This window comes from Paraburkholderia sp. BCC1884, assembly GCF_900996225.1.
GTDB lineage: Bacteria > Pseudomonadota > Gammaproteobacteria > Burkholderiales > Burkholderiaceae > Paraburkholderia.
Window position 1 is genome coordinate 109,865 of record NZ_CAAJGL010000134.1, and the last position, 16,889, is coordinate 126,753.

General features: G+C 63.6%; 17 protein-coding genes. 7 read left to right on the top strand and 10 right to left on the bottom strand.

Annotated features, from left to right (window positions below):
* Window positions 1-20 precede the first annotated feature (20 nt).
* Window positions 21-1,550, bottom strand: coding sequence for a glycerol-3-phosphate dehydrogenase (gene glpD, locus FQ705_RS29810; protein ID WP_144147898.1), 1,530 nt, complete (start codon window positions 1,548-1,550; stop codon window positions 21-23).
* A 216-nt stretch (window positions 1,551-1,766) separates the two neighbouring features.
* Here glpD and FQ705_RS29815 point away from each other — a divergent pair, with 216 nt between their 5' ends.
* A complete protein-coding gene (locus tag FQ705_RS29815; RefSeq protein WP_144147900.1) occupies window positions 1,767-2,141 on the top strand; it encodes a hypothetical protein in 375 nt (124 codons plus the stop codon).
* A gap of 6 nt (window positions 2,142-2,147) precedes the next feature.
* Here the strand turns inward: FQ705_RS29815 and FQ705_RS29820 are convergent, their stop codons facing one another.
* From FQ705_RS29820 to FQ705_RS29830, 3 genes are all read right to left on the bottom strand, one after another.
* Window positions 2,148-2,786 carry a TetR/AcrR family transcriptional regulator gene (locus FQ705_RS29820; RefSeq protein ID WP_144147902.1) on the bottom strand — a complete coding sequence of 213 codons (639 nt, stop codon included), beginning with the start codon at window positions 2,784-2,786 and terminating at the stop codon, window positions 2,148-2,150.
* A gap of 189 nt (window positions 2,787-2,975) precedes the next feature.
* Window positions 2,976-3,173 carry a hypothetical protein gene (locus FQ705_RS29825; RefSeq protein ID WP_186308071.1) on the bottom strand — a complete coding sequence of 66 codons (198 nt, stop codon included), beginning with the start codon at window positions 3,171-3,173 and terminating at the stop codon, window positions 2,976-2,978.
* 322 nt (window positions 3,174-3,495) lie between these two features.
* Window positions 3,496-4,275 (bottom strand): DeoR/GlpR family DNA-binding transcription regulator, encoded by a 780-nt coding sequence (locus FQ705_RS29830; RefSeq protein ID WP_144147907.1) that lies wholly within the window; start codon window positions 4,273-4,275, stop codon window positions 3,496-3,498.
* 328 nt (window positions 4,276-4,603) lie between these two features.
* Here FQ705_RS29830 and ggt point away from each other — a divergent pair, with 328 nt between their 5' ends.
* The 4 genes from ggt (at window position 4,604) to FQ705_RS29850 (ending at window position 9,567) form a co-directional block, all read left to right on the top strand.
* Complete coding sequence (gene ggt / locus FQ705_RS29835) at window positions 4,604-6,241, top strand: gamma-glutamyltransferase (RefSeq protein WP_144147909.1); 1,638 nt, start codon at window positions 4,604-4,606, stop codon at window positions 6,239-6,241.
* A gap of 148 nt (window positions 6,242-6,389) precedes the next feature.
* The gene (locus tag FQ705_RS29840) at window positions 6,390-7,760 is read left to right on the top strand and encodes an MFS transporter (RefSeq protein ID WP_144147910.1); all 1,371 of its coding nucleotides are present in this window, start codon (window positions 6,390-6,392) and stop codon (window positions 7,758-7,760) included.
* Between the two features lie 345 nt (window positions 7,761-8,105).
* Window positions 8,106-8,933 carry a ferritin-like domain-containing protein gene (locus FQ705_RS29845; protein ID WP_144147928.1) on the top strand — a complete coding sequence of 276 codons (828 nt, stop codon included), beginning with the start codon at window positions 8,106-8,108 and terminating at the stop codon, window positions 8,931-8,933.
* A 109-nt stretch (window positions 8,934-9,042) separates the two neighbouring features.
* Entirely contained in the window at window positions 9,043-9,567 is a 525-nt protein-coding gene (locus FQ705_RS29850; RefSeq protein ID WP_144147930.1) for a hypothetical protein, read from the top strand.
* A 112-nt stretch (window positions 9,568-9,679) separates the two neighbouring features.
* Here the strand turns inward: FQ705_RS29850 and FQ705_RS29855 are convergent, their stop codons facing one another.
* The 4 genes from FQ705_RS29855 to FQ705_RS29870 form a co-directional block, all read right to left on the bottom strand.
* On the bottom strand, window positions 9,680-11,254 hold the full coding sequence (locus FQ705_RS29855; RefSeq protein WP_144147932.1) for a DEAD/DEAH box helicase: 1,575 nt from the start codon (window positions 11,252-11,254) through the stop codon (window positions 9,680-9,682).
* A 213-nt stretch (window positions 11,255-11,467) separates the two neighbouring features.
* Window positions 11,468-12,088: a PAQR family membrane homeostasis protein TrhA gene (gene trhA / locus FQ705_RS29860; protein ID WP_144147934.1), complete on the bottom strand. Its 621-nt coding sequence runs from the start codon at window positions 12,086-12,088 to the stop codon at window positions 11,468-11,470.
* Window positions 12,089-12,208: 120 nt separating this feature from the next.
* Window positions 12,209-13,507, bottom strand: a complete 1,299-nt coding sequence (locus tag FQ705_RS29865; RefSeq protein ID WP_144147936.1) for a c-type cytochrome — start codon at window positions 13,505-13,507, stop codon at window positions 12,209-12,211.
* A gap of 21 nt (window positions 13,508-13,528) precedes the next feature.
* The gene (locus FQ705_RS29870; protein ID WP_144147938.1) at window positions 13,529-14,260 is read right to left on the bottom strand and encodes a c-type cytochrome; all 732 of its coding nucleotides are present in this window, start codon (window positions 14,258-14,260) and stop codon (window positions 13,529-13,531) included.
* Between the two features lie 376 nt (window positions 14,261-14,636).
* Between FQ705_RS29870 and copC the strand changes: the two genes are divergently transcribed.
* Both copC and FQ705_RS29880 read left to right on the top strand, forming a co-directional pair.
* The gene (gene copC / locus FQ705_RS29875; protein ID WP_144147940.1) at window positions 14,637-15,014 is read left to right on the top strand and encodes a copper homeostasis periplasmic binding protein CopC; all 378 of its coding nucleotides are present in this window, start codon (window positions 14,637-14,639) and stop codon (window positions 15,012-15,014) included.
* Complete coding sequence (locus FQ705_RS29880; protein WP_144147942.1) at window positions 15,011-15,943, top strand: CopD family protein; 933 nt, start codon at window positions 15,011-15,013, stop codon at window positions 15,941-15,943. The genes copC and FQ705_RS29880 overlap by 4 nt, the downstream gene beginning before the upstream one ends.
* Before the next feature lie 169 nt (window positions 15,944-16,112).
* Here FQ705_RS29880 and FQ705_RS29885 read toward each other — a convergent pair whose 3' ends face one another.
* Both FQ705_RS29885 and FQ705_RS29890 read right to left on the bottom strand, forming a co-directional pair.
* Window positions 16,113-16,352, bottom strand: a complete 240-nt coding sequence (locus FQ705_RS29885) for a YodC family protein (protein ID WP_144147944.1) — start codon at window positions 16,350-16,352, stop codon at window positions 16,113-16,115.
* A gap of 14 nt (window positions 16,353-16,366) precedes the next feature.
* The gene (locus FQ705_RS29890; RefSeq protein WP_144147946.1) at window positions 16,367-16,669 is read right to left on the bottom strand and encodes a hypothetical protein; all 303 of its coding nucleotides are present in this window, start codon (window positions 16,667-16,669) and stop codon (window positions 16,367-16,369) included.
* Window positions 16,670-16,889: the final 220 nt, after the last annotated feature.

The following is a 16,889-nucleotide window of genomic DNA, read 5'->3' on the forward strand; positions in this document are numbered from 1 at the left end:
GCGGCTCGCCGGCCGCGCGCTCATGCGCTTTGCCGGACGACGTCGCGTGCAAACCAGGCGTCGATCTCGCGCGTGATGGAGTCGAGCGTGCCGGGTTCGACATGCAAGCCGAGTTTCGAGCGGCGCCAGAGCACATCTTGCGCGCTGCGCGCCCATTCCGTGTCGCGCAGATAAGCCAGTTCGGCTTCGTAAAGACCCGGCGCGAAAGCGTGGCCGAGATCCGCGGTCGAACGTGCGGCGCCGAGCACGTGCTTCACGCGCGTGCCGTAGGCGCGGGCGAGGCGGTGCGCCAGATCGGCCGGCAACCACGGGTACTGTTGCTTGAGTCCGGTCAGGAAACGGTTGAAGTTGGCGTTCGGGATATCGCCACCCGGCAACGGCGCGCCGGCGGTCCATGCGGACGCGTCGTTATGCAGCGCACGCGTCAGCTTGTCGACGGCTTCTTCCGCGAGCTTGCGGAAGGTGGTGATCTTGCCGCCGAACACGGAGAGCAGAGGCGCTTCGCCAGCGGGGGCGTCGAGTTCGAGCGAGTAATCGCGCGTGACGGCCGAGGGATTGTCCGCGCCTTCTTCCTCGAGCAGCGGACGCACGCCCGAATAGGTCCAGCGCACGTCGGCGGGCGAGATCTTCTGCTTGAAGTAGCGGTTGATGGAGTCGCACAGGTACTGCGTTTCTTCAGCGGTGATTGCGACTTTGGCCGGGTCGCCGCGGTATTCGATATCCGTGGTGCCGATCAGCGTGTAATCGTGTTCGTACGGGATCGCGAAGATGATCCGCTTGTCCGGATTCTGGAAGATGTACGCGTGATCGTGTTCGAACAGGCGCCGTGTGACGATGTGGCTGCCTTTCACGAGCCGCACGCTATGCGACGCCGCGCGGCCCAGCGCGCCTTGCAGCAGTTCGCCGACCCACGGGCCCGCGGCGTTGGCGATCGCGGCGGCGCGCACGTCGAGGATCGTGCCATCGGCGCGCTTGAGTTGCGCGCGCCATTCGCCGCCCGCGCGTACCGCGCTCAGCAGCCTGGTGCGGGTGAGAATTTTCGCGCCGTGTTCCCCGGCGTCCAGCGCGTTCAGCACGACCAGACGCGCGTCGTTGACCCAGCCGTCCGAGTACACGAAACCGCGTTTGATCGAATCGACGAGCGGCGCGCCCGCCGGATGGTTGCGCATGACGATGCCGCGCGAGCCCGGCAGCATGTCGCGTTTGGCCAGATGGTCGTACAGGAACAGGCCGGCGCGAATCATCCACGCCGGGCGCAGATCGGGCATGTGCGGCATCACGAAGCGCAGCGGCCACATGATGTGCGGCGCGGCGCGCAGCAGCGTTTCACGTTCCTGCAGCGCTTTGCGCACCAGACCGAACTCGCGGTATTCCAGGTAGCGCAGGCCGCCGTGAATCAGCTTGGTGCTCGCCGACGAGGTATGCGCCGCCAGATCGTCCTGTTCGCACAGCAGCACCGACAGGCCGCGGCCCGCCGCATCGCGTGCGATGCCTGCGCCGTTGATCCCGCCGCCCACCACGAGCAAATCGTACTTCGAGCCTTGCGTCACCGGCTGTGTCCCCTGGATCGAATCGAATCGAGAAAGCGGTTGAATGTCCTATCGAACCGATAGTGTTCGTTTGCGAACTTTAATGAACATATTCGAAAAAGTAAAGTTCGGTTCGTTTGGGCAATCCTCTAACGCACTCGATCAAATGGCCTGCGAGGTGGCGCAACGCACGGTCACGGACGATACTCACGGCAGCAGCCATTTCGAGGTGAATTCATGCGTGGAATTTTGATGATCGGCGCCGTGACGCTGCTCGCGGGATGCGTCGGCTCGCCGAGCCTGACCGGTACGATGGGCGCGCCGTCGTTCGCGTCCTTGCAGCAGATGTGCAGCACGCAGGCAGTCGATTACGGCAGCGATGCCGAGGGCGTTTATGCGACGCTGTTCGACGCCTATGTGGCGAGCCGGCGCGGCAAGCTGTCGAAGGACGATTACTGCGCGTTCCAGACGTCGATCGCGCAGCGCTATACCGCTCAGGGCGTGAGCGGCGATCCGCAAGTGCGTAATCAGTGGGTCGCGTACTTCATCGATCAGCGGGCGAAGGCGATCAGCTGGCGCGCGGCCGTCGATCCGACCTTGCGGGCCGGCTAGGACAGGCTAACCGACGCGCTCGGCAGGCGATGCCAGCGCGCCGCGCCACAACATGCGGCGAATCTGGGCGAACACGGCCTCGCGTGTCGGCGTGCTGTCTGCGGCGGTCTGCTGCGCCTGTGGCATGGGCAACTGGTTTGCGAGCGCCAGCATGGTAAAGCCGTGCAGACTCGCCCAATACGCGTAGCCGATCAAGCGCGGATCGCCCTCCAGAATGCCGGCCGCGACGAGCCTCTCGAAGTGCTCGGCGAGCATGCGCCACGCACGTTGCGACGCGGCGGCGAGTTCGGGGTACGCGCCGTCCTGTTGAGTCAGATCGAACATCAGCCGATACGCGTGTGGCTCGTCGAGGGCGAACGCTACGTACGCGTCGCTCAACACGGCGCGATCGGTTTCGGCTAAATCGTTCACGGCGGCTTCGAGCCGCGCCGCGAAACGATTGAATGCCGCGGCGCGTACCATCGCGAGAATGTCGTCCTTGTCGCGGAAGTAGCGGTATGGCGTCATCGCGCTGCAGCCCAGTTCCTTTGCCAACTCCCGCATCGTCACGCCTTGCGCGCCGCGCGTTGCGAACGCGTTTTCGGCCACACGCCGCATGGTTTCGCGGAATTGCTGGATGTCGTCGGCAGAGAGGATTTTGGGCATGCGCGAGGGCTAAAAGTCCGTCGCGTTAATTTACTGCGTAAATGACTCGGGCACAACGAAGCAGGACCGGATCACCGTCCTGATTCGATACGGGAGGAATGCGAGGCGGCCTCCGGGAGGCGGTCCTCGTCATACAGATGAATGATCGGGCCGACGCGGCCCGATCCTGGCAACCGGATTGCAACGACACTAGGAAAGACGTTTGATGGCCCGCAATGCGTTGTCGCCGGTTTCGGTCACGCGCCATTGTTCATTGCCCGACGCGAGCCGTTCGAGTTGCACCAACTGGCGTTCCAGCAGGGCGTCGAGTTCTTCGCGCTCCATGTCGACTTGATTCGGAGCGTCCTTGACGAGTAACAACGTGGCGAATTCATGCGGACTCAGCATCGTTCTCTCCATGTCAAGCAAACGCGGACAGCCTTGCCGGCAACTGGCCCAAAGCCAGTGAAAGTCCGCTAGAGGATCAGGCGGGGAATACGGCTCACACGACAGGTTCCTGCAACCGGCACTACGCGCAATGCGGAACGGACGCCGGGGAACTGGAGTGTAGTCAACCGCACGTTAAACACCAAATGGGCCCCAGTAAATTTTCCCTTTGACAAATCGGCCCCGGAGAGGCGGTTTGGAGTCGCGGCCAGATCCTTGATTTCACTCGAAGTTTTGCGTGCGGTGCAGCATGGCTCAGCGCGGCTCGACGAAGTTCGGGCGTTTATTCGGCGACATACACCTGGCAGTTGGCGGCGGTGAGCGTCTCGGTCATTTCAGCGGGCGGAGCGACATCGGTAAAGAGCGCGTCGATCTGATCGAGATGGCCCTGGCGAACCAGCGCCGGGCGGCCGAATTTCGAACTGTCGGCGGCAAGAAACACGGTCCGCGCGTGCTCGATGATCGCCTCGGCCACGCGCACTTCGCGCGTGTCGAAGTCGCGCAGCGTGCCGTCCGTTTCGATCGCCGACGTGCCGATGATCGCGAAGTCCACCTTGAACTGACGGATGAAATCGATCGCCAGTTCGCCGACGATGCCTTTGTCCCACGGCCGCACGATGCCGCCTGTCACCAGCACCTCGCAATCCGGATAGCCGCTCATCATGCTGGCGACGTTCAGATTGTTGGTGATGACGCGCAATCCGCGATGCCGGTTGAGCGCGCGGGCGACTTCCTCGGTGGTCGTGCCGAGGTTGATGAACAGCGACGCCTGATCGGGGATGTGAGTGGCCACTAGCGCCGCGATGCGCCGTTTCTCGTCATGGAACATACGCTGACGCGCCGTGTACGAGACGTTTTCGGAGCTGGTCGGCAGACTGGCGCCGCCGTGATAGCGGCGCAGCAGGTTCATGTCGGCGAGCCAGTTGACGTCGCGGCGGATGGTCTGCGGCGTCACCTCGAAGTGGGCCGCGAGGTCGTCCACGGTCACGAAGCCGTCGCGTTGCACCCACTCGAGCAATTCCTGTTGCCGGGCGTTGAGAGTCAGGCGGGGGTCTCGGGTCATGGGTCTCGGGTGGTGGGTTTTTATCGGCGCCGGCCGCCATGGGCGCGCCGGGTTGAGGCAGCGAGCACGCAAGGCCTGGGCAAGGTGAGCGTATTGTAAGACCATCGCGTGTCGGGTCCGCCAACTCGCGCGACTTGCATACGATTCAGGACGACCGTGCTTCGATCTATTCAGGTGCGTCGCGCATTTATTCATTTAATAAATGAATTTGTTTTTTGGGCCGGATCACGATGCAATCCCGGGTTCCGCGATTGACATTCGTCTTACCCGTTTCCTATGGTTTCCGGCAGCTTCCGCCCGCCGGGCCGCGCTTTCGAGAGTGTTCGACATGACTGGCTTCAACTGGCAAAACCCCTATCCGACGCCGCGTCTTCCTGTATTCGCGCGCAATATCGTCTCGACCTCGCATCCGCTGGCCGCGCAAGCCGGCCTGCGCATGTTGTGGAAGGGCGGCAATGCCGTCGACGCGGCGATCGCGGCGGCGGCCGCCATCACGGTCGTGGAGCCGGTGTCGTGCGGCTTGGGCGGCGACGCTTTCGCACTGGTGTGGGACGGCAGGAAGCTGCACGGTTTGAACGCGTCGGGCGTGTCGCCGGCGGCGTGGAATGTGGATTACTTCAAGCGCAAGTACGGCGAGGAAAACGGCATCGCGAAGCAGCCCAAGCGCGGCTGGGATGCGGTGACGGTGCCCGGCGTGATTGCCGGTTGGGAAGCGTTGCATCAGAAATTCGGCACGCTGCCGTTCGCCGATCTGATGGAACCGGCGATCGAAATCGCCGAGCGCGGTCACGCGGTGGCGAGCATCGTCGCCTATAAGTGGGCGGCCGCCGTCCCCGAGTTGAAAGACCTGCCGGGCTTCGCGCAAACCTTCATGCCGCGCGGCCGCGCGCCCGAAGTGAGCGAACTGGTGCGCTTTCCGGGTCACGCGAAGACGCTGCGCAAGCTCGCCGAGCAAGGCCCGCGTGCGTATTACGAAGGCGAGATCGCCGAGCAGATCGCCGCGTTTGCGCGCGAGGGCGGCGGCGCGCTGACGGCGGAAGACCTGCGCAACTATCGCGCGGATTGGGTCGAGCCGATCGGCAAGGATTATCGCGGCTACACCGTCCACGAAATTCCGCCGAACGGGCAGGGCATCGCGGCGCTGATCGCGTTGGGCATCCTCGAAAAATTCGACGTGAAGGAACTGACCGTCGACAACGTCGAGTCGCAGCACCTGCAGATCGAGGCGATGAAGCTGGCGTTCGCCGATGTCTACCAATACGTGGCCGATCCTCGGTCGATGGACGTCACGCCCGAGCAGATGCTCGACGACGCCTACCTCACGTCGCGCGCCAGGCTGATCGATCATAAGCGCGCCACGCAGTTCGACTTCGGCATGCCGAAGGCCGGCGGCACGATCTACATGTCGGTGGCGGACGAGCGCGGCATGATGGTCAGCTTCATCCAGTCGAATTACATGGGCTTCGGCTCGGGCATCGTGGTGCCGGACAGCGGCATCGCCATGCAGAACCGCGGCTGCGGCTTCTCGATGGACCCGAAATCGCCGAACGTGGTGGAAGGCGGCAAGCGGCCGTTCCACACCATCATTCCGTCGTTCCTCACGCAGCAGGTGAACGGCCAGCAGGAAGCGGTGATGAGCTTCGGCGTGATGGGCGGCGACATGCAGCCGCAAGGGCATCTGCAATCCATCGTACGGATGCTCGACTACGGTCAGCAGCCGCAGGCGGCATGCGACGCACCGCGCTGGAAGGTCAATCGCGACTTCACCATCGACATCGAATCGACGCTCGATCCGAAGACCGCCGAAGCCCTGCAGAAGCTCGGCCACACGATCAAGTCGGTGGACGATCCGTATATGGACTTCGGCTCGGGCCAGTACATCTGGAAGCTCGATCGCAACGATCCGGAGCGCGGCTACGTGGCGGCAAGCGACAGCCGCCGCGACGGGCTGGCCGCCGGTTTCTAAGCCCGCATCGACAAGGCGCCGCTTCAATGCGGCGCCTGGTTGCTTTTTGCGCGCGATGGATTGGCGCATTTCCCCGCGCGCTACGGTCTCCATCGACGCCGCAGCAACCCACACAAGTATCAGCACTTCGAGCAAGGCAGGAGACATCATGCAGACCCCCGCGTCGCCCTCGGCGATCGCTTCCCCTCATTCCCCGGCCGCGCCGCTTTCCAAAGCGATGGTGCGGCGGATCGTGTTTTCGTCGTCGGTCGGCAATGCGCTCGAGTGGTTCGATTTCCTGGTCTACGGCTACTTCGCGAGCATCATCGCCAAACAGTTTTTCCCGATGCAGGACGAGTGGCTCTCGACGCTGCTCGCCATCGCCACCTTCGGCATCTCGTTCCTGATGCGTCCGCTCGGCGCGATCGTGCTGGGCGTCTATGGCGATCGTCAAGGCCGCAAGGCCGCGTTGACACTCGCCATCGCGCTGATGATGGTCGGCACCTTCACGATGGCCGTGATGCCGCCGTATGTGTCGATCGGTCTCGCCGCGCCCGTGCTGATCCTCGTCGCGCGTCTCGTGCAGGGCTTTGCGGTGGGCGGCGAGTTCGGCAGCGCGACGGCCTTCATGGTCGAACATAGCGCGTCGCGTCGCGGCTATTACGCAAGCTGGCAGTTCGCGAGTCAGGGGCTCGCCGCGATCACCGCGGCCGCTTTCGGCTCGCTCCTGACTGCGTGGATGCCGCCCGAGCAGCTCAATAGCTGGGGCTGGCGCCTGCCGTTCGTGTTCGGCTTGCTGGTCGGGCCGGTGGGGTTCTATATCCGCTCACATCTGGACGAAACGCCGGAATTCCTCGCGCTGCGCGAGGCGCGCGAAACGGCGGCGCGAGACCAGCAGGCGGCCGGCGACGAGCAGCAGGACGCTTCGTTTGCCAGCCAATGGGTCAACCTGCTGCTCGCGGTCGGCATCGTTGCGCAGTCCACGGTCGGCGTGTATGTGCTGCAGCTTTACATGCCGATGTATGCGGTCAAACAGTTGCATATGCCGGCGGCGGCGGCATTCGGCGTGGTGGTGCTCAACGGCGGGTTGCAGTTCCTGTTGTCGCCGGTCATGGGCGCGTTGTCCGATCGCATCGGACGGATTCGCATCATGCTGACCACGTCGATTCTGATGGGCGTGTTGATCTATCCGATGTTCGCGTTGCTGCAGTCGCATCCGACCGTCGGCTGGCTGTTGTTGTTGCAAGGCACGGCCGGAATTTTCAAGGCCGCTTACTCCGGACCCATGCCTGCGCTGATGTCCGAGATCTTCCCGACGCGCGTTCGCTCGACCGGTCTTTCGATCGCTTACAGCATCGGCGTGACGATCTTCGGCGGCTTTGCGCCGACGATTGTCGAGACCTTCATTCACCTGACCGGCGACAAGCTCGCGCCGAGTTACTACGTGCTGATCGCCGCCGTGCTGTCGGGTCTGTCGCTGATCGTCGTGGCCGCGCGCATGCGTCGCGTCCGGCCGACGCAAGGCGTTCAGCCTGCCTGAAGCCGCCGTGCCCAGGCTTGATAAGTGCGGCCGGCGGCCTTGCCGGATCGGCCTCACACAAGCGCTCCAGTCGTTGAAGCCAGCTCGTCGAGCTGGCTTTTTTTATGGCGTGCGCCGCGCGTATTCGTCGGACCGAAGGGTTCGACTAGGTGCGAATTGGAACTGAGACGCTGCGGCATGGTCTGTGCTGGGTTATCTGCAGAGTTGTGAAACTGCGGCTAAGATGCAAAGTACAAGGGGTTAACTCTAATCAAGGTGCTGTATCTGACACGGCGTACCGCCCGGCGATAACGGGCGGTCGCGAGCTTGCTCCACGAGTCGATACAGCTTTCGGAGCAAGACACGATGCATACCGAGTTGAACCATGTCATGCCCTGGCGGATCGAGGATATCGACCTCACCCGCATTGACCGGCAAAAGGCCGTCGCCAACGAAGATCTGCTGCTCCTCTTGTGCGCGGCTTCGTTTATCGAAAGCGGCACCGATCTTTACACCAGTAACCTCAGCACGTTTTTCGACGGCGATCCAGAAGTGTCGGCGTGGCTCAACGGCGAATGGGAACCGGAAGAAATGCAGCACGGCCGGGCGCTCAAGACGTATATCGCTTACGTATGGCCCGAGTTCGACTGGGACACTGCGTTCAGCAACTTCATGGAAGAGTATTCGCTGACCTGTTCGGTGGAAGATTTCGAAAAGACCCGCGCGCTGGAAATGGTGGCGCGCTGCGTGGTGGAAACGGGTACGGCCACGTTGTATCGCGCGATCGGCGAGTGCTCGGACGAACCGGTACTCAAGCAGATCACCGACAACATCCGCACCGACGAAGTCCGTCACTACAAGCACTTTTTCAAGTTCTTCAAGAAGTACAACAAGATCGAAGGCAACGGCCGTCTTGCCGTGCTCGGCGCATTGATGCGTCGTGTCATGGAGATCAAGAACGAAGACTCGGAGATTGCGTTGCGCCACGTGTTCGCGATTCGTTATCCGGAGCGCGTGCATGACTCGGCCTATAACCGCGAACGCGCGGCGCGTATCAATGCGTTGGTGCGGCGCAATCTGTCGGCCGACATGTGCGTGAAGATGCTGCTCAAGCCGCTCGACTTGCCGGCGCGGATTCAGCCTGGCGTGCATTACCCGCTCGCCAAGATCACGCAGCACGTGTTCTTCCGGTAGATCGGCGGTATGACGCGATGACCGTGACTGGCCCGCAGAGGTAGGCATGCGGGCCATTTGCTTTTCAAGGCATGATGGCCACTTGCTGACTCGTTATCGGACCGATGCCATGAGCGATTCCCCCGCACCCGAACGTCCGCTCGAACAGATCGTGTTCGACGAGTGGCCCGATGCCGTGCGCGCGCTGTTCGACGGCACGTCGCTCGCGAGCAAGGCGCGCTTCACCGCGTCGCTGCTGACGGTCGATACGAACGGCCATGTGCGTACGTCATTGCTGGGCGTCGGCGAGTTGTATGCGCCCGATTCGCGCACGCTATGCCTCGCGTTATGGCCGCAAGCGCGGGCGGCGCGTGCTGTCGCGCGCGAGGGGCGAGCGGCGCTGACCTTTGTCTGTGAGGCGGCGTTCTATCAGGTGCAGTTGCGCGTCGCTCCACTCGCAAGCGCGGCGGGCGATGACAGCGGGCTGGTCTATCTGGTCGGATCGATCGACACCGCAGAAGCGCAGAGCGTGCGTTATGCGCGTCTGACAAGCGGCGTGACGTTTGAACTGGAAGAGGAGAGAGAGACGGTGCTCGACCGCTGGGAACGGCAGATCGAGCACCTGAAGCAAGCTGCTGCTTCGGCTAGCCGCTAGCCCTTCAGCGAAGAAGGGCGCCGCTAGCGAGACGATAAGACTTAAGACTCAGCGGCGTTCGCGCTGGACGTCGCGCGAGACACCGTGTTGCTTCAGGCAGGCTACGTGGCGATTAACGTCCGCGTTGACCGGTGCGCGTGGGTTGACCACCGCGCGGTCCGTCGTTACGCGGCTTCGCAGCGCCGCCGCCCAGCAACGCACCCGGATTGCCGCCTTGCGGCCGGGCGCCCTGCGGCTTGCGCGGCGCATGCTGCGCACCGCTGCCTTCGTGCGCAACAGCGCGCGGCTGGCCATCCTGACGTTGGCCGTCACGGCGCGGCTGCCCACCGTTGCCGGCCGGCTTCGTGCCTTGCGGCTTCGGCTGCTGCTGACCGTTCGCCGCACGTTGCGGCTGTCGCTGAGGCTGTCGTTGCGCGGGCTTCGCGGAAGCCGCGCCATCACGCTTCGGCGCGCCCTGACCTTGACGCGGCGAACGTCCGCCGCCGCCACCGCCGCCGCCGCCACCTTGGCCGCGACGCAGAATCGGCTCAGGCTTGGCCGTCGGGTCCGGCTCGAAACCGGCGATCACTTCCTGCGGCACCTGACGCTTGATCAGCTTCTCGATGTCCTTCAGCAACTGCAGTTCGTCGACGCACACCAGCGACACCGCTTCGCCCGTCGCGCCAGCACGACCCGTGCGGCCGATGCGGTGCACGTAGTCTTCCGGCACGTTCGGCAGATCGTAGTTGACTACGTGCGGCAGTTGATCGATATCGATACCGCGTGCGGCGATGTCGGTCGCGACCAGCACCTGCAGCGTGCCGTCCTTGAACTCGGCCAGCGCGCGCGTGCGGGCCGACTGGCTCTTGTTGCCGTGAATCGCCAGCGCGCTGATGTCGTCTTTGGTCAACTGCTCGGCCAGACGATTCGCGCCGTGCTTGGTACGCGTGAACACCAGCACCTGGAACCAGTTGTGTTCCTTGATCAGGTGCGTGAGCAGTTCGCGTTTCTTGTCGCGATCCACCGGGTGAATCTTTTGCGCGACGCTTTCCGCCGTGGTGTTGCGACGCGCCACTTCGATCAGCGCCGGCGAGTCGAGCAGGTTGTCAGCGAGCGTTTTGATCTCGTCCGAGAACGTGGCCGAGAACAGCAGGTTCTGACGCTTCGGCGGCAGCTTGGCGAGCACGCGCTTGATGTCGTGGATGAAGCCCATGTCGAGCATCCGGTCGGCTTCGTCGAGTACGAGAATCTCGAGATGCGACAGATCGATGGTCTTCTGCTGCATGTGGTCGAGCAAACGACCCGGCGTCGCGACGACGATATCCACGCCGCTGCGCAACGCGCCGATTTGCGGATTAATGCCGACGCCGCCGAACATCACCGTCGACTTCAGCTTCAGATACTTACCGTAGGCACGCACGCTTTCTTCGACCTGCGCGGCCAGCTCACGCGTCGGCGTGAGGATCAGCGCGCGCACGGCGCGCTTGCCCGAACCCGTGGTGACGGCGGGCATGGAATTCAGACGTTGCAGGATCGGCAACGTGAAACCGGCGGTCTTGCCGGTGCCCGTCTGCGCGCCGGCCAGCAGGTCGCCGCCGTTGAGCACGGCGGGAATCGCCTGCGTCTGGATCGGAGTCGGGGTGGTGTAACCGAGTTCGTGTACAGCGCGGACCAACGGTTCGGACAAGCCGAGGGAATCAAAAGACATAAAAGCTCTTTGCAATGCAGTTTCGCGAGCGGCAACCATGGGCTGAGCAGGCATGAATGCGGCATGAACACGCCCGCATGGCGTGCTCGAGGCCCAAGCCTGGTTCCATTCGCAGAGAAATCGGCGGCACGCGGGACACGCATGCCGAATGCTTCAACGCGCTATCAAGACACGTTGACTGGCCTTAAGTTGCATTTCGCCGCCGTGGGCGTGTCACGCGACGTAGCGCGCAACACTGACGAATTGACACAGACTGCCCGCCAGTACGAACAGGTGCCAGATACCATGTCCGTGCCGGATGCGCTCGTCGTTGATGAAGAAGTAGATGCCGGCGCTGTAGATGATCCCGCCGGCCACGAGCCAGGCGGTTCCCGCTGCTGGTAAAGCTTGCACCAGCGGGCGGACGGCAACGAGCGCGAGCCATCCCATCAGGACATACAGCACCATCGAAACGCTGCGGGTGCGTCGCCCGAGCGTCAGTTCCTGCACGATGCCGAGAGCGGCAAGCCCCCAGCTTACGCCGAATAGCGACCAGCCCCACGGTCCGCGCAACGTAACAAGTGTGAACGGAGTGTAACTGCCGGCGATCAGCAGGTAGATCGCCGAATGGTCGCATTTTTGCAGAACCGCTTTGACACGCGGGTTGCGCACGCTGTGGTAAAGCGTCGAGATAGCATACAGCACGAACAGCATCGCACCGTAAACGCTGAAACTGACCACCTTGTACGCGTCGCCGTCGAGCGCGCCCATCGTCACGAGCGCAGCCAGACCTACCACCGACAGCACGGCGCCGACGAGGTGGGTCACGCTGTTGAAACGCTCACCGACATGCACGGCTCATTCCTCCTACGCGGTTTCATCGGACCAAAAGAGCCCACATGATACCGGTCCTGCAAAAACGAAGGGCGCGGCCGCGTAATCCGCAGGCCGCGCCCCAGGTGCTACGAACGCTGCCTAGTCGAGCGGCGCTGAACGCAGATCGGACACTTGCTGCGGCGACACCGCCGTGCCGTGGTTGCCCCACGACATCCGGATGTACGTCACGACAGCGGCCACTTCCGTGTTCGACAGCGCCTGCGCGAACGGCGGCATGCCGTACGGATGCGGGTTGCCATCCGTGCTCGGCGGATAACCGCCGTTCAGCACCATACGGATCGGGTTGACCGCCGACGGCATCTGGATCGACTGGTTATTCGCCAGCGGCGGGAACGACGGCGGCATGCCGAGGCCGTTTGTCGCGTGACACTTCGCGCAGTTGTCACCGTAGATCTTCTGACCTTGCTTCAACAGTTCGCCGCCGAACTTTTCCGACGTTTCCAGTTGCAGCGCTTCCGGTGCTTCGCTCTTTTGCGGAATCGTCTTCAGATACGTGGCCATCGCGTTGATGTCCGTGTCCGACATGTACTGCAGGCTGTTGTGAACCACTTCAGCCATCGGACCGAACACGGCGCCGCGGTTCGACACGCCGTTCTTCAGCAGATCGGCGATGTCTTTGGTTTCCCAGTCGCCGAGGCCGGCTTCCTTGTTCGACGTCAGCGACGGCGCATACCAGTTCTGCAGCGGGATCAGGCCGCCGGCGAACGCCGCCGAGCTGACCGGGCCGCCCATTGCGTTGATCGAGGTGTGGCACATGCCGCAGTGGCCGAGGCCTTCGATCAGGTAAGCACCGCGGTTCCATTCGACCGATTTGGTCGGGTCCGCCTTGTACTCGCCTTCACGGAAAAACAGCGTGCGCCAGCCGATCAGCATATTGCGCTGGTTGAACGGGAATTTCAGTTCGTGCGGACGGCTCGCCACGTTGACCGGCGCGACCGAGCGTAGGTACGCGTAGATCGCGTCCGAGTCGGCGCGCGTGACCTTCGTGTAGCTGGTGAACGGGAAGCCCGGATACAGCAGGCTGCCGTCTTTCGACCGACCGGTATGCATGGCGCGGTAGAAGTCGTCCTGCGTCCATTTGCCGATGCCGTACTGGTCGTCAGGCGTGATGTTCGGCGTGAACATCGTGCCGAACGGCGTGGCCATCGGCAGGCCGCCGGCGAACTGCTTGCCGCCGCGCACCGTGTGGCAGGCGATACAGTCGCCGGCCCGGGCGAGATACTCGCCCTTCTTGATCAGGTCGGCCTGGTCGGCGGGTGTGGCCGCCATTGCCGAGCCGTTGTGCAGGTTGTCGCCGCCCGACCACAGGACGGGAACGAGTGCGGCAGCCGCGACGATGACGACTGCCGAGAGGGCGAACAAAGACTTGCGTTTCATTTGAGTGTCTCTCCCGGTGCCTTATTGCGGTTCGCTGCCGCAGGCAAGCGGAGTCTTCATCGAGCGGGCCGGAGCCGGCACGGGGTTTTGTGGAGCCTTCTGCGTGGCGAGCCACGAAGCGACGGCGTTCACATCTTCGTCGGTCAGGCGTGTGGCGATGGTGTGCATGCAATCAGGCGCGATCGCATGACGCGAACCCGAGCGCCATGCGCCGAGCTGCGCGCTGATGTAGTCGGAATGCAGCCCCACCAGACCCGGGATCGCCGGTTCCATACCCGTCAGGGCCTTGCCGTGGCATGCCGCGCAAGCCGGAATCTGTTTGCCCGCGTCGCCGTTCAGCACGATCTGCTGGCCGCGATCGAGCGTGGTCTGCGACACGGTCGGCTTGGCCGGTGCCGGATAGGGCGGCCGCTGTTGCGAGAAATACGTGGCGATCTGATGAAGGTAGTCGTCGGAGAGATACGTGACGAGGTAGTTCATGGGCGGGTACTTGCGGCGCCCTTCGCGGAAGTTCTGTAGCTGGTTGTACAGATAGTCGGCAGGCTTGCCCGCCAGACGCGGGAAGTAGTCGTTGTCCGTACCCTGGCCGTGGGAGCCGTGACAGGCCGTGCAGCCTTGCACGCGGGCTTCCATCGTGTCGGGCGCTTTCGGCTGGGTCTGCGCTTTCGCAGCGCTATAAACGCCTGCGGCGCCAATCAGGAGAACGGCTAGCAGCGGGCGGAAAATGCGTCTTGAAGACACGCGTAACTCCATCAAATTCGGGGGACCTGACCGAACTTCGAGCGGTTCGGTGTGAAGGGCAGCCGGCGCCGCGGCGACGCGGAATTCTATCATCGAAGGGTAATGATGACTATTTGCCACATTAGAGAAGCTTCCTGGTGTAACAGCCATGCGACAGTTTGACGCGGATCGCGTTTCAATTGACATGCCTGCTATCCCGAATTGTCTTCCCGATCAACGCACTAAGCCGGTCTCCGGCCATCGGCTCCACAAAGCGGGTTGAACCGAAGCCCGTGTCGACCATCGAAGCGTACACTTCCGGGCTCGCCGGTGCGCTGCGGGGTGTTTTTGCCTCTGCGCGCCGGGTTGCACGCCCATCGTTTTCCTGTTCATCCGCTATCGGTCTTACATGACGCTATTCCATTTTTCCCGTCCGGCGCTGCGCGCGTTGGTGCTCGGCGCTGCGACGCTGCTGGCGACCTCCACCGCGTTCGCCCATGCGCATCTGATATCGAGCGAGCCGGCTGCGAACGCCGAAGTCGCCGCGCCCGCCGAAGTGACGATCCATTTCACCGAGCCGCTCGAGCCGGCTTTCAGCAAGATCACGCTGGCCGACGTGGCCGGTAAGGCCGACGTGCCAGCTGTCTCGCAGGTCGATCAGAACGACGCCAAGGTCATGCGCCTGCCGCTGCCGCAGTTGAACGCGGGCCGCTATGCGGTGCATTGGACCGCGGTGGCCACGGACGGCCACCGCACCCAGGGCGACTTCGCGTTCAACGTCAAATGAGCTTCGACGGACTCTGGATCGGGCAGGTCGCCATGGCCGCGCTCATGAACGTCGCGTTTGCGTTTGCCGTCGGATCGGCGCTGCTCGGTGCGTGGCTCGCCAACGACGCCCAGCAGAAAATTTCGCCGGCGCGCCCCGCCTGGTTGCGTGCGCAACGCGCCATGCTGACGGCCACCGTCGTGCTGGTGCTCGCGGACCTCGGCTGGCTGCTGTACCAGGCGGCGTCGATGGGCGGCGTCGCCTTGCCGGCCGCGATCGGCCTGGTGCCGACCGTGCTCACGCAAACCCACGTCGGCTACGGCTGGAGCGTGGCGTTTGCCGGCGCGCTGGTGTTGCTCGGCACGGCCATGACCGCCTCGACGGGCATGCTGCGCAATGCGCTGCTGTGGCTGGCGGTGATCGCCGTTGCCGCCGGCAAGGCGTCGCTCGGTCATGCCGCCGATGCCGGCGTGGCCTCGGCCGCGATCGGCATGCAAACGTTGCACGTGCTCGTCACGAGCGTGTGGGGCGGTCTGGCGATGGCGGCGGGCCTTTCGGTGCTACCGGCGCTCGGCACTTCGACCGCGCGCGGCATGTTGATCCGCACGGCGACGCAGGTGTCCAACGTGTCGGTGGTGGCGGTCGGGCTGGTGCTGCTGTCGGGCATCTTCAATGCCGTGCGCGGCTCGGGCGGCTCGTTCGAGGCGATCCAGTCGAGTACGTGGGGCCACGTGCTGATGCTCAAGCTCGCACTCGTCGCGATGGCGCTCGTGCTCGGCGGACTGAACCGCGTGTCGGCGCTGCCGCGCCTGCGCCGCACGGCTTCGACGGTGGACGCGCATACCTTCGTCAACGTGATCTATCTCGAAGCGCTGGCGATGATCGGCGTGTTCGTCGCGGCGGCCGCGCTGTCGCATAGCGTGCCGGCGTTTGCGGCACTGGGCGGCTGAAGCCGAAGCCGAAGCCGAAGCCGAAGCCGAAGCCGAAGCCGAAGCGGGCGGTCCGCGTTGCCTTATCTCTGCAACACCACGTCCGCTTCATAAAAAAACGCCGCACAGCAAAAGCGTGCGGCGCAAACACACGGTCGCCTGGCGGTGGCCAGCAATCCGTTACTGCTCTTCAGGCGGCAAGCGCGTGGCTTGCCCGCTCCAGGGTCTCCTCCGGAAACATCTCCTGCTGTAATTCGCCTGCGTCGCTGATCCACTGACAGATCAGCCAGTTGCCCGGCGCGAACAGCACTGGTCCGCTCCAGCTTGCCGTCATTGGGCGTCCGCCGGATTTAAGCCGCAGCACTTCGCCTGCGCGAAACGCCACTTTCGGCACCCGCGTCGGCCGTACCAGACGTTTGATCAATCGCATGGCCGGGCCGTCGCTTATTCGAAGCCGAGCCGGTGCCCGAGAATCGGCGCACAGAAGAGGGCAATCGCGCAGCCTGCAGCCTTGCCTTCGAGTTCGGCGCCAGCGGCACGCGAGCCGTACATATGCGTCAGCAGATCGAACAGTTGCGGCAGGCAGTACACCACGGCCGCAGCGATGAAGCATTTCTCGATCACCGAGATGCGCCAGCCGCGTTCGAACGCCAGGAACGCGCCGACGATGCGCAGCACGCCGAATGCCACCAGCGCGCCGACGGCGGCCTGTTCGCGAATCAAATAGTCAGGAAGGAATTCGCCCATGATGTTCCCCGATGCTCGTGTTGTTTCCATCATTTGAGCAAGGAGTGGGCCAAGTGTATGTCTGGTGCCGAACAAACGGCGTGAGAGCCTTTCTGGGAAAGGCTTTGGGCTAAATATCGAGGCATCCAGAAAGGGCCGGAAAACGGCTGTTCGAGGCCGTTTGGTCCGGAGTGTTACGTTACTGCGACGGCCTGCGCGTCACGTCCCCGTAACGCGCAGG